This is a genomic window from Bradyrhizobium sp. 190 (assembly GCF_023073415.1).
Classification (GTDB): domain Bacteria; phylum Pseudomonadota; class Alphaproteobacteria; order Rhizobiales; family Xanthobacteraceae; genus Bradyrhizobium.
Genome location: NZ_JADPJL010000005.1, coordinates 496322 through 513438, shown reverse-complemented (window position 1 = coordinate 513438; position 17117 = coordinate 496322). Strand labels below are relative to the sequence as shown.

The window sequence follows — 17117 nt, the reverse complement described above, 5'->3', positions numbered from 1 at the left end:
GCATCGTCCGAACTTACAATGAGACGCCGCGAAAATGCCTCGACTTCAAAACCCCAGCCGAGGCATTCTCTCTCCTCAAATCAACCGTTGCACTTCAAATGTGAGTCCATCTGCCCGCCTTCGCGGGCATGACGAGCCCATGCAATCTTCGCCGTCATTGCGAGGAGCGAAGCGCCGCCCTGCCCAGCCAATCGTCGAAACGTGTCGGCATGATCCGCGCGCCGTCGTCCGGCACCAGCGTGCGCAACGCGAGCGGCGCGCCGTAATACGGCACGTCAGCGCCCGCCACGATCCGGCTGGTATCGCCCTGCTTGCGGAGCCAGCGGCCGACGAAGTCCGCAAGCGGCGCCGCTTCGGGACCTGCGACCTCGCGTATGCCGTTGGAAGGCTCGCCGAGGGTCACGTCGGCGAGCGCTGCGGCGACGTCGTCGGAAAGCATCGGCTGCATCAACTGGCTGGAGGCATGGACCGCGCCATCCCTGCGCCCGGAATCCGCGATCGCGCCGACGAATTCGAAGAACTGGGTGGCGCGCAGGATCGTGTAGGCCAAACCGGAATTCGCGATCAGCCGCTCCTGTGCCAGTTTGGCACGGAAATAGCCGCTGCTCTCGAGCCGGTCGGTGCCGACGATCGACAGCGCGACGCAATGCCGTACGCCGGCCTGCTGCGCAGCCGCGATCAGGTTGCGCGTGCCCGTCTCGAAGAAGTGCAGCACCGCCTTGTCCTCGAACGAGGGCGAATTCGACACGTCGACGACAATGTCGGCACCCGCAAGCGCTGGTTGCAGGCCCTCCCCCGTCACGGCGTTGACGCCCCTGCTCGGCGACGCCTGCAGCACCTCATGGCCGCTCGACCGGAGCAACGGGGCCAATTTCGAGCCGATAAGGCCCGTACCGCCGATGATAACAATCTTCATTTCCTCGCTCCTCTCTCTGAAGCCGTGGCAACCCGCGCCCCATCACCAAGACGAAATAGGAGGCCGCCGGTGTGACACGGCCCACCGTAAACCCTGGATTAAGTTGCACCACCTATACTGGTGGCCCGCACGTCCGTACCATCGCAAATGGCCAAAAATCCCATGAAAATCGGCACCCTCCTGACCACTGCCATCGTCTCGCTTTCCGCCGTCGGCGGCGGGCTCGCCGTCTATGTGGCGGTTTCGAAGTACCAGACCATGGACAAGGTCTCCATCGCCCAGAGCCGGCTGGAGGTGGTGCGCGCCGTCGGCGATATCCCGCGTTACATGAACTCGGAGCGCGGCTTTTCCACCAATATCCTCTATGGCCCGCCCGCGGTCGATCCGGCGGTACGCAGGGAGCTCAACGAGAAACTGCGCAAGAACACCGACAACGCGCGCGACAAGATGAATGCGGTCCGCAAGAACCTCTCCGGCGCACTCGACGATGCCACGGCGATTGGCACCGGCATCGACGAGCTGAACGTGAAATTCAATGCGCTGCGTGACGCCATCGACAAGGCGATCGACGGCCCGGCCGAAGCGCGCAAGGATGCTGCCAGAAAGATCGTCGCCGACAATGCCGTGTTCAACGCCGCGGTCACCAAGCTGCTCGATGAACAAGTGCGCCGGATGGCGCAGCTCGACGGTGACGCCTACCGGCAGGCGGTCTACGCCAACATCGCCTGGAACCTGCGCGACGTCGGCGGCTACAACGCCAGCATCCACAAGAACCTCGTCGGCGCCAAGCGCGCCGCCACCGAGGCCGAAAAGATGGAGTTCAGCCGCTCGCAAGGCCGCGCCGACCAGATCCTGATGTCGCTGCAGGAATTGCGCGGCAATCCCGCGACGCCTTCCAACGTGGCGGCGGCGCTCAACAAGATGAACGAGCTCTATGTCGAGCGCTTCGGCAAGGAAGTGAAACTTGTCAAGGATGGCGCTGCCAGCGGTAAATACGAGCACGATGTCGACGTCTTTTACGCGGAGTCGCAAATCGGCCTCGGCTCCGTGGTTGAGCTGCGCAACGCCTTCTACGACAACGCCGAGTACATCCTTGGCACGGGCTATTCCTCGGCACGGTTCAGCTTCCTGATCGCGCTCGCAGGCCTGGTCTCGGTTGTCACCGCCAGCGCCGCGCTGATCGTGATGGTGCGCCGCCGTGTCTGCGGGCCGATCGTCGACCTCACCGCCACGATGTCGCGGCTGGCCGGCGGCGACGTCTCCGGTGAAATCGCCGGCGCCGGGCGCGGCGACGAAATCGGCGCGATGGCTGCTGCCGTTGGCGTCTTCAAGGACAGCATGATCGAGGCGGAACGGCTCGCCGCCGAGAAGGCCGCCGAGAACGACGGCAAGATGCGCCGCGCCCAGGTGCTCGACCAACTCACCCGCGTGTTCGAAGCCAAGGTCACCGAACTCGTCGGCGGGCTGTCGTCGGCATCGTCAGTCATGGAAGACACCGCACAGTCGATGTCGTCGACCGCAACCCTCACCAATCGTCAGGCGGCCATCGTAGCCGCCGCTTCCGAACAGACTTCCGCCAACGTGCAGACGGTTGCGAGCGCCACCGAGGAACTGGCCTCCTCGATTTCGGAAATCGGCCGCCAGGTGGCGCAATCGACCGAAATCGCCGCCCGCGCGGTCGACAATGCGCGGCGCACCGGCGACAGCGCCCGCTCGCTCGCCGAGGGCGCCCAGAAGATCGGCGACGTCGTGACGCTGATCCAGAGCATTGCCGCGCAGACCAACCTGCTGGCGCTGAACGCGACCATCGAAGCCGCCCGCGCCGGCGATGCCGGCCGCGGTTTTGCCGTCGTCGCCTCCGAAGTCAAATCGCTGGCCGGCCAGACCGCAAAGGCGACCACCGAAATCTCCGAGCAGATCGCCTCCATTCAGGCGGCGAGCGACCAGACCGTCACGGCGATTCAGAACGTCGCCAACGTGATCGCCGAGATCGACCAGATCGGTACCGCGATTGCAGCCGCGATCGAGGAACAGGGCTCCGCGACCAAGGAAATCTCGCGCAGCGTGCAGGAAGCCGCGCGCGGCACCCAGGAGGTCAATTCCAACATCACCGGCGTCCAGAAGGCCGCCGACGACACCGGCGCCGCCGCCAATCAGGTACTCGGCGCGGCCGAGCAATTGTCCTCGCAGTCCAAGGATCTCGCCGGACAGGTCAACCGCTTCCTGTCGGAGGTGCGTGCGGCTTGATCCGAATATCAGATTAGGCCGGGCACGCCTGGCCGATCCGCTTGAGCATCCTACCCGCGCAACCCGAGCACACGGCGCGCGATCGACTGGCGGTGGACCTCGCTCGGTCCCTCGTACATCCGCATCAGCCGCGCCTTCTGCCAGAGTGCGTTGAGCGGCAGTTCCAACGTCATACCGAGCGCGCCGAGCGTCTGCATGGCATGATCGCAGGCCTCATAGGCCATCTCGGTCGCAAACACCTTGATCATCGAGGCTTCGTGGCGGATATCCTCGCCGCGGTCGGTCTTGTCGGCGGCATCGCGCACCATCAGCCGGCAAGCATGCATGCGCGTCGAGATATCGGCGATCCACCACTGGATCGCCTGGCGATCGGCAAGCTTGACGCCGAACGTCTCGCGCTGCCTGGCGTGCTCGCACAGCATGTCGAGTGCGCGCCTGGCGATGCCCATGCAGGTCGACCCCATCTCGAGCCGCCGCGTGCGCAGCCGGAGTTGCATCGGCGCATAGCCCTTGCCGATTTCGCCGAGCACGGAGTCGGCCGGGATACGGCAATCCTCGAACACGATTTCGTAGGTCGAGCCGCCGCCGAGCATCGGGATCTCGCGCTCGATGACGAAGCCGGGCGTGCCCTTCTCGACGATAAAGGAGGTGATGCCGCCCTGCCGCGCATCGCTGCCGACGCGGGCCATGACGATGATGAAATCGGCGGCGCGCGCGTTGCTGATCCAGATCTTGCGGCCGTTCAGCACCCACTGATCGCCGTCGAGCACTGCCCGCGTCTTCATCGCGGCCGGATCGCCGCCGGCGCCCGGTTCGGAAATTGCGATCGCCGACACCATGCGTCCCTCGATATAGGGCTGCATGTATTTCCGCTTCTGCGCCTCGGTGCCGACCGCCTGCAGCACGCGCAGGTTCGGCGAGTCCGGCGGCAACACGAAAGGCACGCAGGTGCGGCCGAGCTCCTCGTGGACCGCGGCCATGGTGCGGGTCGGCAAATCATGGCCGCCAAGGTCTTCGGGCGCATCGAGGCCCCACAATCCCAGATCCTTCGAGACCGTCCGCAGCCGCTGCTTCTGCTCGACAGTCAGTTCCGGATGATCGGAGCCCGGCAGCTTGGACTTCAGGTAATGCGGCTCAAGCGGAATCAGCTCCCGGTCGACGAACTTCGCGACCGTCTCGCGGATCAGGGCGGTCTCCTCATCGGTACTCATCGTCAAAACCTCTCAGTCCGCGAAGCCGACATAACGCACGAAATCGCCATTGGGCTCGCGATCGGAGCGCACCGCATTGGCGGGAAAGCTGTCGTCGGGATAGCCCATGGCGACACAGGTCATGATGACCTCTTCCTCTGGGATATTGGCGACCTCGCGCACGATGTCCGAGCGCATGATGCCCTGCCCATTGATGACGCTGCCAAGCCCGCGGTCCCAGGCGGCGAGCACGATGCCGTAGCAGAGCGCGCCGAGATCGAAATGGCACACCGCGCCAGGATCGAGAATCTTGTCATAGGTCAGAACCAGCGAGACCGGCGCGTCGAACTGCCGGAAGCCGCGCAGCACCCAGTCCTGCCGCATCGGCTTGTCGTCACGCGCAATCCCCATCACGGCGAACAGCTTTTTCGCGATATCGACCTGCCGACCGCGATGCACGCCCTGGTATTCGCCGTGACTGATGATGTCGCGCTTGGGGCTGGCGCCCGAGATCATCTCCTCCATGTTGCGGCGGCGCACTTCCTCCAGCGGCTCGCCCGTCAGGACGTGGATATGCCAGGGCTGGGTGTTCATCGACGATGGCGCACGCTTGGCGACCTCGACGATGTCCTCGATGACGGCGCGGGCGACGGGCTCCCTGGTAAAACCGCGCACGCTCTTGCGGGACTGAACCAGCGTCTCGAAATCCATCCGTTGCATTCCGTCCGTCCGCTGCATTCCCATGGTCAGTCCCTTTTGAAACGATAATCGAAGCGGTCGCCATCCGCGGTAATCAGGCCGGCGGTGGGTGTCGGGAAGTGGATCGGCAGGATCAGCGTGTCGGTCCCGGCGACGGAAGCAAAGAATTTGCGACGCGAGATCGCGGACTGTTTCGGGTCCCAGTCCGGCTTCGCCGACCATTCCGGCTCGCGGCACTGAATGACGTGATGCATAAGGTCGCCGGCCACCACCGCGCGCTTGCCCTTCGAGAAGATGTTGACGCAGCAGTGACAGGGCGAATGCCCCGGCGTCGGCGTTAGCGTAACGGTATCGTCAAGCGCGTAGTCGTCGTCAACCAGGACGGCCTGCCCAGCCTCCATGATGGGCAGGCAATTGTCGCGGAAAACCGTGCCGGGCGGATTGGCGCCCTTGGCGCTCTCCGCCTCCCATGCCGCATATTCCCGCTTATGGAATATGTACTTCGCGTTGGGAAACGTCGGCACCCAGCGCCCGTCGCGCAGCGTGGTATTCCAGCCGGTATGGTCGATGTGCAAATGGGTACAGAATACGTAATCCACCTGCTCATAGGCGATGCCGAGCGCGAACAGCTCGTTGCGCCAGCGCTCCTTGCCGGCAAAATCGAACGGCGGCGGATGGCCCTTGTCCTCGCCCGTGCAGGTATCGACCAGGATGGTATAGCGCGGCGTGCGGACGGCAAAGGTCTGGTAGGTGATCACCATCAACCCCAGCGCCGTGTCGAACACCTCGGGCTCCATCCCGGCGAGATGATGCTTGAACACCGACTCGTCGTAAGCCGGAAAAAAATCCTGCGGCCGCCGCCACGGCCCCTCGCGCTCGATCACCGCGTCGATGGTGATGTCGCCGATCCTCAGCTGTTTCATGGCCGTTCCGCTCCCCGTTTCTTGGCAGCGTAACGGGCGAGTTCAGCACCGACAAGTCGCGCGCAAGTTGTAGTGCCATGCGTTTCGGCTTTCCCTACCCTCCGCCGCAAATCGAACAGAAATGCTGCCTAGCGAATGCGCTTCTTACGCGGGGGCAAGTCTTGAATAAGAAACTCAAATATTCCGTGCTGGCGATCGTCGTTCTCGCGGCAGGCATCTACATCAACAACACCAATCATCTCGCCGCGCACCGGGAGGGCAAGCCTGCCCTGCTCGCACATCGCGGCATTGCCCAGCGCTTCGACGAACGAGAGCTGAAGAACGACACCTGCACCGCAGCGCGAATGCTGCCGCCAAGCCATCAGTATCTGGAGAACACGATCGAATCGATGCGCGCCGGTTTTGCGGCCGGGGCCGATATCGTCGAGCTCGATATTCATCCCACTACCGACGGCGAGTTCGCGGTGTTTCACGACTGGACGCTGGATTGCCGCACCGATGGCCAAGGCGTCACGCGCGAACACTCCATGGCCTATTTGAAGAAGCTCGACATCGGCCATGGCTATACCGCTGACGGCGGCAAGACCTTTCCCTTTCGCGGCAAGGGCATCGGCCTGATGCCGACGCTCACTGAGGTGCTGGAAACCTTTCCGCAAGCGCGGCTGCTGATCAACGTCAAGGGCCGCGACCCTTCCGAGGGAGAGAAGCTGGCGGCCGTGCTGAACAAGCTTCCCGCCGAGCGCCGGGCGCGGATCATGGTCTATGGCGGCGACGAGCCGGTCGAGATCGTGCGCCAGCGCGCGAGCGACATCAGGACGATCTCGCGTGGCGCGATCAAGCGCTGCCTGCTCGGTTACATCGGCTACGGCTGGAGCGGCATCGTGCCGGGAGCCTGCCACAACGCGATGGTACTGGTTCCGGTCAATGCGGCGCCTTGGCTCTGGGGCTGGCCCGACCGTTTCCTGAACCGCATGAAATCCGCCAACAGCGAAGTCTTCGTGCTCGGCCCTTACCGCGGCGGTGAGTTCTCAACCGGAATAGATACGCCTGAACAGTTTGCGCGTCTGCCGCAAAACTATTCCGGCGGCATCTGGACCAATGAGATCGAGGCGATCGCGCGGCTCACACGCAAGTAGCTTGTAGCCCGGATAGAGCGAAGCGAAATCCGGGAACAGTTCAGCTACCGGAGAGAACCCCGGATTGCGCTTCGCTCCATCCGGGCTACGACTTCAACTCCGCAACCCCGGCGCTTCCTGCCCGGTGCGCGCGACATACTCGGTGTAGCCGCCGCCAAACTGGTGGATGCCCTCCGGCGTCAACTCGAGCAGGCGATTGGAGAGCGCGGCCAGAAAATGCCGGTCGTGGGAGACGAACAGCATGGTGCCCTCGAATTCGGACAGCGCGTTGATCAGCATTTCCTTGGTCGCGAGGTCCAGATGGTTGGTCGGCTCGTCCAGCACCAGGAAATTCGGCGGGTCGTAGAGCATTTTTGCCATGACGAGACGAGCCTTCTCGCCGCCTGACAGCACCCGGCATTTTTTCTCGACATCGTCACCGGAGAAGCCAAAGCAGCCTGCCAGTGCGCGGAGCGAGCCTTGTCCTGCCTGCGGAAAGGAATCCTCCAGCCACTGGAATACGGTGCGTTCGCCGTCGAGCAGATCCATTGCGTGCTGGGCGAAGTAGCCCATCTTGACGCTGCCGCCGACCGCCACCGTGCCGTCGTCGGGCTCGGTCGAGCCTGCCACCAGCTTCAACAGCGTCGACTTGCCCGCGCCGTTGACGCCCATCACGCACCACCGCTCCTTGCGGCGGATCATGAAATCGAGCCCTTGATAGATGGTACGGCTGCCATAGCCCTTGTGGACGTTCTTCAAGCTGACGACATCCTCGCCCGAGCGCGGCGCCGGCAGAAATTCGAACGCCACCGTCTGCCGCCGCTTCGGCGGCTCGACGCGCTCGATCTTGTCGAGCTTCTTGACCCGGCTCTGCACCTGCGCCGCATGCGAGGCGCGCGCCTTGAAGCGCTCGATGAACTTGATTTCCTTGGCCAGCATCGCCTGCTGGCGCTCGAACTGGGCCTGCTGCTGCTTTTCGTTCAGCGCGCGCTGCTGTTCGTAGAACTCGTAATTGCCGGAATAGGTCGAAAGCGTACCGCCATCGATCTCGACGACCTTGTTGATGATGCGGTTGATGAACTCGCGATCATGCGAAGTCATCAACAGCGCGCCTTCGTATCCCTTCAGAAACTGTTCCAGCCAGATCAGGCTTTCCAGGTCGAGATGGTTGCTCGGCTCGTCCAGCAACATCACGTCAGGCCGCATCAGGAGGATGCGCGCCAGCGCCACCCGCATCTTCCAGCCGCCCGACAGTGCGCCCACGTCGCCTTCCATCATTTCCTGGCTGAAGCCGAGACCCGACAGCGCCTCTCGCGCGCGGCCATCGAGGGCATAGCCGTCGAGTTCCTCGAAGCGGTGCTGCACCTCGCCATAGCGCGCGATGATGTCTTCCATCTCGTCGGCGCGATCAGGGTCGGCCATCGCGGCCTCGAGTTCCCGGAGCTCGCTCGCCACGACGCTTACGGGCCCTGCCCCGTCCATGACTTCGGCCACGGCGCTGCGGCCCGACATCTCGCCGACGTCCTGGCTGAAATAGCCAATAGTAATGCCACGATCGAGGGAGACCTGGCCCTCGTCGGGGAGTTCCTGGCCCGAGATCATCCGGAAAAGCGTGGTCTTGCCGGCCCCGTTCGGGCCGACAAGGCCAATCTTCTCGCCCTTTTGAAGGGCTGCGGAAGCTTCGATGAAGAGGATCTGGTGGCCGACTTGCTTGCTGACGTTATCGAGACGGATCATTGGGGCCTGAAAAGAAGGAAATCGCTGCGGCCCGCTGCTTAGGACATCCGGCGCGCTAGTGGAAGCGGTTCCGGACCGCTCTCCCGGAGCAGATTCCCGCCACCTTTAGGATTATATGCCAAGGGTCTGCAACTGCTCCCGCGTTGCCGAGCGCGCGGCGTTACAAATGGATTACGCCCCGTCGCGCAGCGTGTGCCACGGCGTCGGTGCGGCCGGTGGCGTCGAGCTTGTCGAGCAGCGATCCGACGTGGAATTTGGCCGTGTGAACGGATATTCCAAGCTGTCTCGCAATGGCCTTGTTCGATGCTCCTTCGGCCATCAGCACCAGCACGTCGCGTTCACGCGGTGTAAGTTCGATGTCGTCAGGTTGGAGGACCGCTTGCGCCTCACGCGACACGAGCGCGACCGCGGCTGCCTCCCCCGGTGTCGCCAGGCGGATGCCGGTAACGCCACCGAGCAGCGATGCAAGCCGGTCCGCCAGCGCGGGATCGGAAATCTCGATGGCGACGACAACGACCGGTGCAACCTCCTCGCTCACGCGTCCGCCCTTTCGCCGATCGTGAGCTTGATCCGCACCGGTTCGCCGCCGCGCCGAATCGTGACGTCAACGACCGAGCCGACGCTGTCCGGCCCGAGCGCTCTTAACAACGAACGCACGCCGGAGAGTTTCTCGTCGTTCCAGCCGACGATAATATCGCCTTGCCGGATGCCGGCGGCGGCCGATGGGCCCGATCTATCGACACTCATCACCATCGCGCCGATTCCATCGTCGAGCTTGACGGGCTGCAGCCCAACCCCGAGATAGCCCCGCGCGATCCGGCCATGGGTTTCAAGTCTTCCTGCGACCCGGCCGATCGTCGAGCTGGGAATGACAAGAACGCGTCGCACCCCCTGGACAGCCATGCCAATCGCTTCGCCGGAGGCATTGAGGACGAGGCCCCCCTCGTGACTGGGTCGCAGCCGCACGCCGAGCTCGATCCGGGCGTCTATCTCGCCGCCACGAAGACTGCGCCAGCGGGTGCCAACCAGCGATACGGTACCCAGCGCCGCGGTGGGAACGCCGTGCTCGGCGGCGACCACGACCGACAGCGAGCCGAGATCCGGAACGACGGATGCAAGCGCGATCGGCGCAATATTCTGGGCATCAAATCGCAACAGCGCGATGTCGGTCGTGTGATCGCGTCCGGCGATGCTGGCTGGCCGCGTCGTTCCGTCGGCAAGCCTGACCGAGACTTCGCCCTCGTCGGCCAACGCCTCGTCAGCCGTCACGATCAGGCCGGGTTTCCAGACGAAGCCCGAGGCCTGCAAGCGGTGCGAATGCACCGAGACGATCGCCGGCTTTGTTCGGGCGACGAGTTCGGCAAGCGCGGAGGAGAACGAGGAAAGGGTGGCTGCGCTCGGGTCGGTCATGACAGGAACTCCTGGATTGTTTGATTCAATCTGGGAGTTCCGATCGCGTTCGGGAACTAGCCTGATGGGGAGGCGCGGTTGCTTTTAACGACGAGCGCAGCACCACGGAACCAACATCACCGAGGTGTGCCGACTTCGCAGATACCGTGTGTTGTTGCGACGATTAGCAATCTTCTGCGTTGATTTTTGGAGGCTTTCTAAGAGTTACTCTAAGAACCTTTCTATTAGAGGAATCGTCGTCCCTCGCGTTATGCGTCCCACTGGGGTTGCGCTGCCAAATTTTCCTGAAAGCGCGACAAGTGCTCGCAGGTTGGGGTGACGCTTTGAAGTCTCGTGATTTGTTGAAGGTCGCCGCGTCGGCGACCGCTTCCGTATTGGTGTTGTGGCCGCAGGCGACGTTCGCGCAGTCGAGTTCCGGCTCCGCGTCGCAATCGCTCCCGTCGGTCGTTGTCACCGCACCTGAGAAGCGCACCGCGGCGACGACGACGCGGCGCAGCCGGCGGCCGGCGGCGCAAAGCACGGCTGCTTCCCAAAGGCCCCAACCAAAACGCGAGGCAACCACCGTCGTCGTCGAGATTCCGCGCGGCGCGGTCCAGGGTTACGTCGCCGGCCGCTCGATGGCGGGCACCAAGACCAACACGCCGATCATGGAGACGCCGCAGTCGCTGTCGGTGATCGGCAGCGAACAGATTCGCGACCAGAAGCCCGGCAAGTTCGATGAGATCCTGCGTTACACGCCGGGCGTCGTCGCCGGAACGTTTGGTGCCGACACACGCAATGACTGGTTCCTGATCCGGGGCTTCAAATCCGACGATATCGGCCTGTTCCTCGACGGCCTGCAGCTCTTCTACACTTCCTATGCGAGTTGGAAGCTGCAACCGTTCAACCTCGCCCGCGTCGAGGTGCTCCGCGGCCCCTCCGCCGTGCTGTACGGCGGCTCCAGCCCGAGCGGCATCGTCAACGCGGTCAGCAAGATGCCTCCGGCCGAGCCGATCAGGTATATCGAGACCGGCGTCAACAATTTCGGCAACGCCTATCTATCGTTCGATTTCGGCGGCCCGGTTGCGACCGCGCCCGAAAACGGAAAACTGTTCTACCGCGTGGTCGGCCAGGTCCAGAACGGCGGCACCCAGGTCGACTTTACGCCTGACAATAACTATTTCATCGCTCCGTCCGTCACCTACAAGCCGGACGCCGATACAACGTTCACCGTGCTGGCATCAGCATCGAAGACGGATACGCGCGGCATTAACTTCCTTCCCTATGTCGGAACGGTGGTAAACGCACCTTTTGGGCGCATCCCGACGAAACTGTTCGTCGGCGACCCCAGCGTCGATACGTTCAAGCGCGAGCAGGAAATGCTCGGCTATCAGTTCGAGCGCAACGTTTCTGATAGCGTCACATTCCGGCAGAATGCCCGCTACGCGCATGTCGACATCACCTATCGCGGTTTTGTCGGCAACGGCTACACCAACGCCTCCGCCGGCGACATTGGCCGCTACAATTGGTACGCGAAAAACACCGCCAACCAGGGCAATCTGGACAACCAACTGGAGTATCGTTTCGATACCGGCCCGGTGCAGCACACGATGCTGTTTGGCCTCGATCTGAAAACCTATCGGATTGACGACTATCAGATCTTCGCCTTTGGCACCGTGCCCTCGATCAACGTGTTCAACCCGGTTTACGGCGTCGGTGACATACCCTTCACTGGCACCGATCCGTTCCGCAATTTTCTCCTGACTCAAAATCAACTCGGCACCTACATTCAGGACCAGATCAAATTCGGCGGCTTCACGCTGGTGTTGAGCGGACGCAATGACTGGGTATCGACCAGCCAGGGCGATCGTCCGACCGGAGCCACGCTGTACAACCGCGAGGACAGCAAGTTCAGTGGCCGCGCCGGCCTGATCTACAATTTCGCGAACGGCCTCGCGCCCTATGCCGCTTACGCGACCAGCTACAACCCGATCATCGGTCTCAACGCTTCGAACCAGCTGTTCCTGCCTGAAACCGGTGAGCAGGCCGAGATAGGATTGAAGTTTCAACCTAACGGCTTCAACGGCCATTTCAGCATTGCCGTGTTCGATCTGAAGCGGCAAAACGTGCCGACGACAGTTCCGAACATCACGCCGGTTCTGCAGAACCAGACCGGTGAGGTTACCTCGCGCGGTCTGGAGCTGGAGGCCGTGGCTAATCTCGCACCCGGTCTGAAGATGGTTGGCGCGTTCACCACCTACGATCTCTTCATCAGCAAGGACGCAAATCCGACCCTGCTCGGCCTGACGCCGACCAACACGCCGCAGCAGATTGGATCGCTCTGGGCAGACTACACGTTCCAGGAGGGGCCGCTGCGAGGCTTTGGCTTTGGCGGCGGCGTGCGATACGTCGGCAAGTCCTTTGCTAATGCCGCGAATACGTTGATCGTTCCTTCAGTCGTGCTTCACGACGCGACGATCCACTACGAATGGCAAAACTGGCGCGCGGCGTTGAACGTCATCAATATCGCCGACAAAACTTACGTCGCCAGTTGCGCGTCCGATACTTCCTGCTTCTACGGCGATCGGCGCCGCGTCACGGCGAGCCTCGCCTACAAATGGTAGCGCAGACGCGACGGAGGCTGCACTGAAAGCCAGAACTGTTCGTATCTGGTCGGTCGTCCACACCTGGAGCAGCCTGATATCGACGCTGTTCCTGCTGCTGCTGTGCGTCACCGGCCTGCCGCTGATCTTCCATCACGAGATCGATGAGCTGCTCGGCTACGATCCGAAGCCCGAGATTGCCCAGCCGGGCGCGGTGAAGCGGAGCATCGACGAGATTGCCCGCACCGCGCTGGCGAACGATCCCGGCCGCGTCCTGCAATACATCGCGTGGGACAAGGACGAACCGAACAACGTGATCGCCTTCACCAATAGCAAGGTCGATGGCGATCCGGATGCAGCGACTCTCAGAGCGTACGATGCCCACACCGCCAAGCTGCTCGGCTCGGTCGGTGGCGGCCCGATGCTGATATTCTTAAAACTCCACGTCGACATGTTTGCGGGCCAGCCCGGCAAGCTGTTCCTCGGTGCGATGGGCTTTTTGTTCCTGGTCGCGATCGTCTCCGGCGTGGTGTTGTACTGGCCCTTCACGCGCCGCCTGAGCTTTGGCATCCTCCGGGACAAGTCGCGCCGTATTGCCTGGTTCGACTGGCACAATCTTCTGGGCGCGATAACCATCGCATGGGCGCTGGTGGTTGGTGCTACCGGCGTCATCAATACGCTCGCCGAGGTGATGCTGGGCCAGTGGAAAGCCAACGAACTCGCTGACATGGTCAAGCCCTATGCCGGCAAGCCGCCGCCGGTGCACCTGGCCTCGCTTGACACAACGCTCGATAGAGCGCGCAAGATCGCGCCCGACATGAACGTCTCGTTCGTCGCCTTTCCGGGCACGCCGTTCACGAGTTCGCATCATTTCGCGGTGTTCATGCGCGGCGACACTCCGTTAACGTCGCGGCTTCTCAAGCCGGTGCTGCTGGATGGCGAAACCGGGGAAGTATCCGATGCGCGCGACCTTCCCGTCTATCTCAAGGCGCTGCTGATCTCGCAGCCGCTGCATTTCGGCGACTATGGCGGCATGCCGCTGAAGATCATCTGGGCGTTGCTCGACGTCATGACCATCGTCGTGATCGGCAGCGGGCTCTATCTATGGATTGTCAAACGCCGCAAGCACCGCAGCCACGCCATCGCGGGGCGGCCCTTGTTGCAGCCGTCCGAATGACCGCTGCACGCAATTCCCGATCGAGTGGCAATTGGTGGACCGTGTATGGTGGCCCGCTCCTGCTCGGCGTGCTCTCGATTGCGGGGCTATTGACAGCGCTGCTCTCCGAAGGCGCCGGCCGCTATTTTTCCTGGATCGCGGTCGGCGCACCTGTCGCCGCTACCGCGTGGTTTTTCGCGCGGCGCAAGCGGGGTTAGGCCGGCCGCATCAGCTTCAGCGTGGCGGCCAGCCGCAGGCTGCGCTTGCCCGCCAGCGCAATGGCTTCGAGTTCTGCACCGGCCTCGTCGCAGGTGCCCGCAAAGCCGATGCCGACCTCATGGCCGCCGAACACGGGGTTTTCGCCCTTCGCCGGCGTGTGCTCCTGGTTGAGGATCTCGCCCTTCCAGCGGCCGTCGGCCGATGAGTAGGCGCCGAGGTAATAGAAGAAAGCGTCGCCGCCCAGGATGCGCCCGTCCAGCAGCAGCATGACGCCCGACAACCGGGCCTTGACACCGTCGAGCGCGCGAAGCTGGTGGGAATAGAGTCCGTTGACGATGCCGCCCTGCCCGACGGTACCGACCGGTGGTAACCCCTCGTCGTCGAGCCGTGTCAACTCGGCCCAGAACAGGGCGCCGGGCCGCGGCGCGGCGCTGCCCTCAAAACGAATCCTGTTGCCTTGCAGCTTGCCTCGCACGCTGATGGCGGCGACGTCGGTGTCCATCAGCGGCTTGTAATAGGGGTCGTCATTGTGGCGCTGGGTGATGACCTCGCCGAGAATTTCCCCGCCACTTTCCTGATAGGTGCCGAGATGGGCAAAAGCGGAGTTTCCACCCAGCATTTTACCGTTGTGCATGCACATGATGCTGCGGCCGAACGCGTCGTTCACGCCATACTCGACCTTGTAGAGCCCGTTCAGCAACGAAAGTGTCCCGCAATTGTCAAAATCATCTGGCGGGGGCTTAGCACCGCCCAGGGCCTGGAACCAGCCGTGTTTTAACGCAGGTCAATGGCGCTTGAAATATTGTACCGCGCGCTCGTGCTTTTCCGCTGCCGCGCGGGATTTGAAGGTTCCAAGGTTACGGCGTTTGCCCGTTTTCGGGTTGATTTTGCGGGAATAGAGCCGGTATTCGCCCGATTGCAGTTTTCGGATCATGGAAAGCACCGCTTGTTGGCGAGCCCCCGTCCGCAATAATTGCGCCGCGGGACCTCTTGTTCCGGGCTGGCCATTCGCGTTGTCTTCAGGCCTTGCAATGCCGGATCGCTCTGCCAGCGCGGCATGAATTGGGGACCCCGATGCAACATTTCTTCCTCTACGTCCTCGCGCTCGGCGCAGGTGTCAGCGTCGTCACCCAGCAGGTGCTCAATGGCAGCCTGCGCACGGCGCTTACGTCGCCGGCCTGGGCGGGGTTGGTCAGTTATGCCGGCGGCCTCATCACCATGATCGTTGCGGTGATCGCACTCCGCGAACGGGTTCCCACGTGGAAGACTGTTGTCGATGTGCCGTGGTACGCGTGGTCCGGCGGCGTATTCGGTGGCGCTTTCATCCTGCTGGCAATCCTATTGTTGCCCTCGCTCGGCGCGGCGACACTGTTTGCGCTGGTCGTCGCGGGGCAGGTTCTCGCCGCGGTGACGCTGGATCATTTCGGTGCGTTCGGCTTGACGCCGCATCCGATCAGCGCCGCGCGGCTCGCAGGCGCGGCTCTCCTGATCGCCGGCGTCGTCTTGATCAGGGAGTGAAATTCAAGGCTCCAGGCCACTCTCGCGTAACGCCGGCGCGACCTCGGGCGACGCAAGAAACCGCAGCAACCGGTCTGCTTCGGCGGGCTTGTTCGCCGCCGCCATTCGTCCCGCCGAAAACACCGCGGGCGTTTGCAAGGCGTGTGGAATGGGACCGACGACCTCGATCCCGCCCACCTGCTTCAACTCGCTGATCTGCTGGACGGCGAGATCGGCTTCGCCGGTGACGAGCTTCTCGGCGGTAAAGCTCTGCTGGATGATCTGCGCCTTTGCATTGATCTCGGAGGCAATGCCGAGCCGCTCGATCAGCTTTGCAAACAGAATGCCGCTGGCGCCGAGCCGCGAATAGGCCACCGATCGCGCGCCGAGCAACGCCGCGCGCAGTGCAGCCTCAGTCGCGATATCAGGATGCGCGGCTCCCGCCTTCACCGCAACGCCGACCCAGGAGCGCGCGAGGTCGACGCAGCTTTCGGCAGCCACCCGTCCTTCTCGCGCGACCTCGTCCAGTCCCTCGCGGGTCAGGATGACAACGTCGGCGGCATCGCCCGCACGCAACCGCTCCAGCAGCGCCAGGGTCGGCGCGAAATCGGCATTGATGCGCGCACCTCCGGCCGCCTCGAATTGTCCGGCCAGGCTATGGACCGCCCCCTTCAATGCCAACGTTGAGAGCACGCGCACGGTATCGCTCATCTTCGCTACACTCGGTGCATCAGCTTGAGCACCGCGGTCATGCGAAGGCTGCGCTTGCCGGCGAGCGCGGTCGCCTCAAGCAGCGCGCCCCCCGTGTCGCAGGTACCGGAAAAACCGATGCCGACTTCATGGCCGCCGAAGACGGGGTTCTCACCCATCGCGGGCGTATGCTCCTGATTGAGGATCTGGCCTTTCCAGCGGCCATTCTCCGAGGTGTACGTGCCGACGTAGTAGAAGGATGCGTCGCCACCGAGGATGCGTCCGTCATTGAGCAGCATCACACCGGTCAGGCCGCCTTCGACGCCATCGAGCAGGCGAACATGGATGGAATAGAGGCCATTGACGACGCCCCCCTCGCCGACACCGCCGGCGATCGGTATGGCGTCCTGCTCGATCGGCGTCATCACCGAATGGAACGCCACGCCCGGCAGTTCCTTCAAGCCCCCTTGAAAGCGGTAGAGGTCTCCGTCAGCCCTGCCCTTCGCCAGCAGGGTGGCATCGTCGGTGCCGGCCATGGCGCGATAAGCCGGGTCCGGGTTATGGCGGACGGTCTGGATCACGATGTCGACGCCGTCGTCCCGTTTTTCGTACGTGCCGATATGGGCAAAGGCCGAGTTGCCGCCCAGCATCCTGCCGTCGCGCGCGTACATCACGCTGCGGCCGACCGCAGCGCCAAGCTGAAACCTGACTTTGTAAAATCCCTCAAACAATGCCG

16 protein-coding genes are annotated in these 17117 nt (G+C 63.1%); 6 read left to right on the top strand and 10 right to left on the bottom strand.

The features are described 5' to 3' along the window. Positions 1-154 precede the first annotated feature (154 nt). Positions 155-916: an SDR family oxidoreductase gene (locus IVB22_RS03730; protein WP_247515944.1), complete on the bottom strand. Its 762-nt coding sequence runs from the start codon at positions 914-916 to the stop codon at positions 155-157. A 162-nt stretch (positions 917-1078) separates the two neighbouring features. Here IVB22_RS03730 and IVB22_RS03725 point away from each other — a divergent pair, with 162 nt between their 5' ends. Then, positions 1079-3163 (top strand): methyl-accepting chemotaxis protein, encoded by a 2085-nt coding sequence (locus IVB22_RS03725; RefSeq protein WP_247515943.1) that lies wholly within the window; start codon positions 1079-1081, stop codon positions 3161-3163. A 50-nt stretch (positions 3164-3213) separates the two neighbouring features. On the opposite strand, the gene IVB22_RS03720 is transcribed toward IVB22_RS03725, so the two are convergent. The 3 genes from IVB22_RS03720 to IVB22_RS03710 are packed head-to-tail and all read right to left on the bottom strand — an operon-like array spanning position 3214 to position 5975. Further along, complete coding sequence (locus tag IVB22_RS03720) at positions 3214-4374, bottom strand: acyl-CoA dehydrogenase family protein (protein WP_247515942.1); 1161 nt, start codon at positions 4372-4374, stop codon at positions 3214-3216. Between the two features lie 12 nt (positions 4375-4386). Then, positions 4387-5064, bottom strand: a complete 678-nt coding sequence (locus IVB22_RS03715; protein ID WP_247515977.1) for a nitroreductase — start codon at positions 5062-5064, stop codon at positions 4387-4389. A gap of 35 nt (positions 5065-5099) precedes the next feature. Continuing rightward, positions 5100-5975 (bottom strand): MBL fold metallo-hydrolase, encoded by an 876-nt coding sequence (locus IVB22_RS03710; protein ID WP_247515941.1) that lies wholly within the window; start codon positions 5973-5975, stop codon positions 5100-5102. 161 nt (positions 5976-6136) lie between these two features. Here IVB22_RS03710 and IVB22_RS03705 point away from each other — a divergent pair, with 161 nt between their 5' ends. Further along, positions 6137-7111 carry a glycerophosphodiester phosphodiesterase family protein gene (locus IVB22_RS03705; protein ID WP_247515940.1) on the top strand — a complete coding sequence of 325 codons (975 nt, stop codon included), beginning with the start codon at positions 6137-6139 and terminating at the stop codon, positions 7109-7111. A 93-nt stretch (positions 7112-7204) separates the two neighbouring features. Here IVB22_RS03705 and IVB22_RS03700 read toward each other — a convergent pair whose 3' ends face one another. From IVB22_RS03700 to IVB22_RS03690, 3 genes are all read right to left on the bottom strand, one after another. Beyond that, entirely contained in the window at positions 7205-8827 is a 1623-nt protein-coding gene (locus IVB22_RS03700; RefSeq protein ID WP_247515939.1) for an ABC-F family ATP-binding cassette domain-containing protein, read from the bottom strand. A 160-nt stretch (positions 8828-8987) separates the two neighbouring features. Next, positions 8988-9365, bottom strand: a complete 378-nt coding sequence (locus IVB22_RS03695; protein WP_247515938.1) for a response regulator transcription factor — start codon at positions 9363-9365, stop codon at positions 8988-8990. After that, positions 9362-10237: a S1C family serine protease gene (locus IVB22_RS03690; RefSeq protein WP_247515937.1), complete on the bottom strand. Its 876-nt coding sequence runs from the start codon at positions 10235-10237 to the stop codon at positions 9362-9364. Before IVB22_RS03690 ends, IVB22_RS03695 begins: the two co-directional genes overlap by 4 nt. A gap of 323 nt (positions 10238-10560) precedes the next feature. On the opposite strand from IVB22_RS03690, the gene IVB22_RS03685 reads away from it, so the two are divergent. Genes IVB22_RS03685 through IVB22_RS03675 form a run of 3 tightly spaced genes read left to right on the top strand, consistent with a single transcriptional unit; the run spans position 10561 to position 14193 of the window. After that, positions 10561-12840 (top strand): TonB-dependent siderophore receptor, encoded by a 2280-nt coding sequence (locus tag IVB22_RS03685; RefSeq protein WP_374207449.1) that lies wholly within the window; start codon positions 10561-10563, stop codon positions 12838-12840. Next, complete coding sequence (locus IVB22_RS03680) at positions 12800-13996, top strand: PepSY-associated TM helix domain-containing protein (protein WP_374207455.1); 1197 nt, start codon at positions 12800-12802, stop codon at positions 13994-13996. The genes IVB22_RS03685 and IVB22_RS03680 overlap by 41 nt, the downstream gene beginning before the upstream one ends. After that, complete coding sequence (locus IVB22_RS03675) at positions 13993-14193, top strand: hypothetical protein (protein WP_247515936.1); 201 nt, start codon at positions 13993-13995, stop codon at positions 14191-14193. The genes IVB22_RS03680 and IVB22_RS03675 overlap by 4 nt, the downstream gene beginning before the upstream one ends. On the opposite strand, the gene IVB22_RS03670 is transcribed toward IVB22_RS03675, so the two are convergent. Next, entirely contained in the window at positions 14190-14894 is a 705-nt protein-coding gene (locus IVB22_RS03670) for a hypothetical protein (protein WP_247515935.1), read from the bottom strand. The two genes, IVB22_RS03675 and IVB22_RS03670, sit on opposite strands and share 4 nt — an antisense overlap. A gap of 374 nt (positions 14895-15268) precedes the next feature. On the opposite strand from IVB22_RS03670, the gene IVB22_RS03665 reads away from it, so the two are divergent. Continuing rightward, positions 15269-15712, top strand: a complete 444-nt coding sequence (locus IVB22_RS03665) for a DMT family transporter (RefSeq protein ID WP_247515934.1) — start codon at positions 15269-15271, stop codon at positions 15710-15712. 3 nt (positions 15713-15715) lie between these two features. Here the strand turns inward: IVB22_RS03665 and IVB22_RS03660 are convergent, their stop codons facing one another. Both IVB22_RS03660 and IVB22_RS03655 read right to left on the bottom strand, forming a co-directional pair. Next, positions 15716-16402, bottom strand: a complete 687-nt coding sequence (locus IVB22_RS03660) for a substrate-binding domain-containing protein (protein ID WP_247515933.1) — start codon at positions 16400-16402, stop codon at positions 15716-15718. Positions 16403-16407: 5 nt separating this feature from the next. Further along, positions 16408-17112, bottom strand: a complete 705-nt coding sequence (locus IVB22_RS03655; RefSeq protein ID WP_247515932.1) for a GrlR family regulatory protein — start codon at positions 17110-17112, stop codon at positions 16408-16410. Positions 17113-17117: the final 5 nt, after the last annotated feature.

Coding starts and splice junctions, on each gene's coding strand:
- IVB22_RS03730 (WP_247515944.1), bottom strand. CDS start 916: ATGAAGATTGTTATCATCGGCGGTACGGGCCTTATCGGCTCGAAATTG.
- IVB22_RS03725 (WP_247515943.1), top strand. CDS start 1,079: ATGAAAATCGGCACCCTCCTGACCACTGCCATCGTCTCGCTTTCCGCC.
- IVB22_RS03720 (WP_247515942.1), bottom strand. CDS start 4,374: ATGAGTACCGATGAGGAGACCGCCCTGATCCGCGAGACGGTCGCGAAG.
- IVB22_RS03715 (WP_247515977.1), bottom strand. CDS start 5,064: ATGGATTTCGAGACGCTGGTTCAGTCCCGCAAGAGCGTGCGCGGTTTT.
- IVB22_RS03710 (WP_247515941.1), bottom strand. CDS start 5,975: ATGAAACAGCTGAGGATCGGCGACATCACCATCGACGCGGTGATCGAG.
- IVB22_RS03700 (WP_247515939.1), bottom strand. CDS start 8,827: ATGATCCGTCTCGATAACGTCAGCAAGCAAGTCGGCCACCAGATCCTC.
- IVB22_RS03690 (WP_247515937.1), bottom strand. CDS start 10,237: ATGACCGACCCGAGCGCAGCCACCCTTTCCTCGTTCTCCTCCGCGCTT.
- IVB22_RS03675 (WP_247515936.1), top strand. CDS start 13,993: ATGACCGCTGCACGCAATTCCCGATCGAGTGGCAATTGGTGGACCGTG.
- IVB22_RS03665 (WP_247515934.1), top strand. CDS start 15,269: ATGCAACATTTCTTCCTCTACGTCCTCGCGCTCGGCGCAGGTGTCAGC.
- IVB22_RS03660 (WP_247515933.1), bottom strand. CDS start 16,402: ATGAGCGATACCGTGCGCGTGCTCTCAACGTTGGCATTGAAGGGGGCG.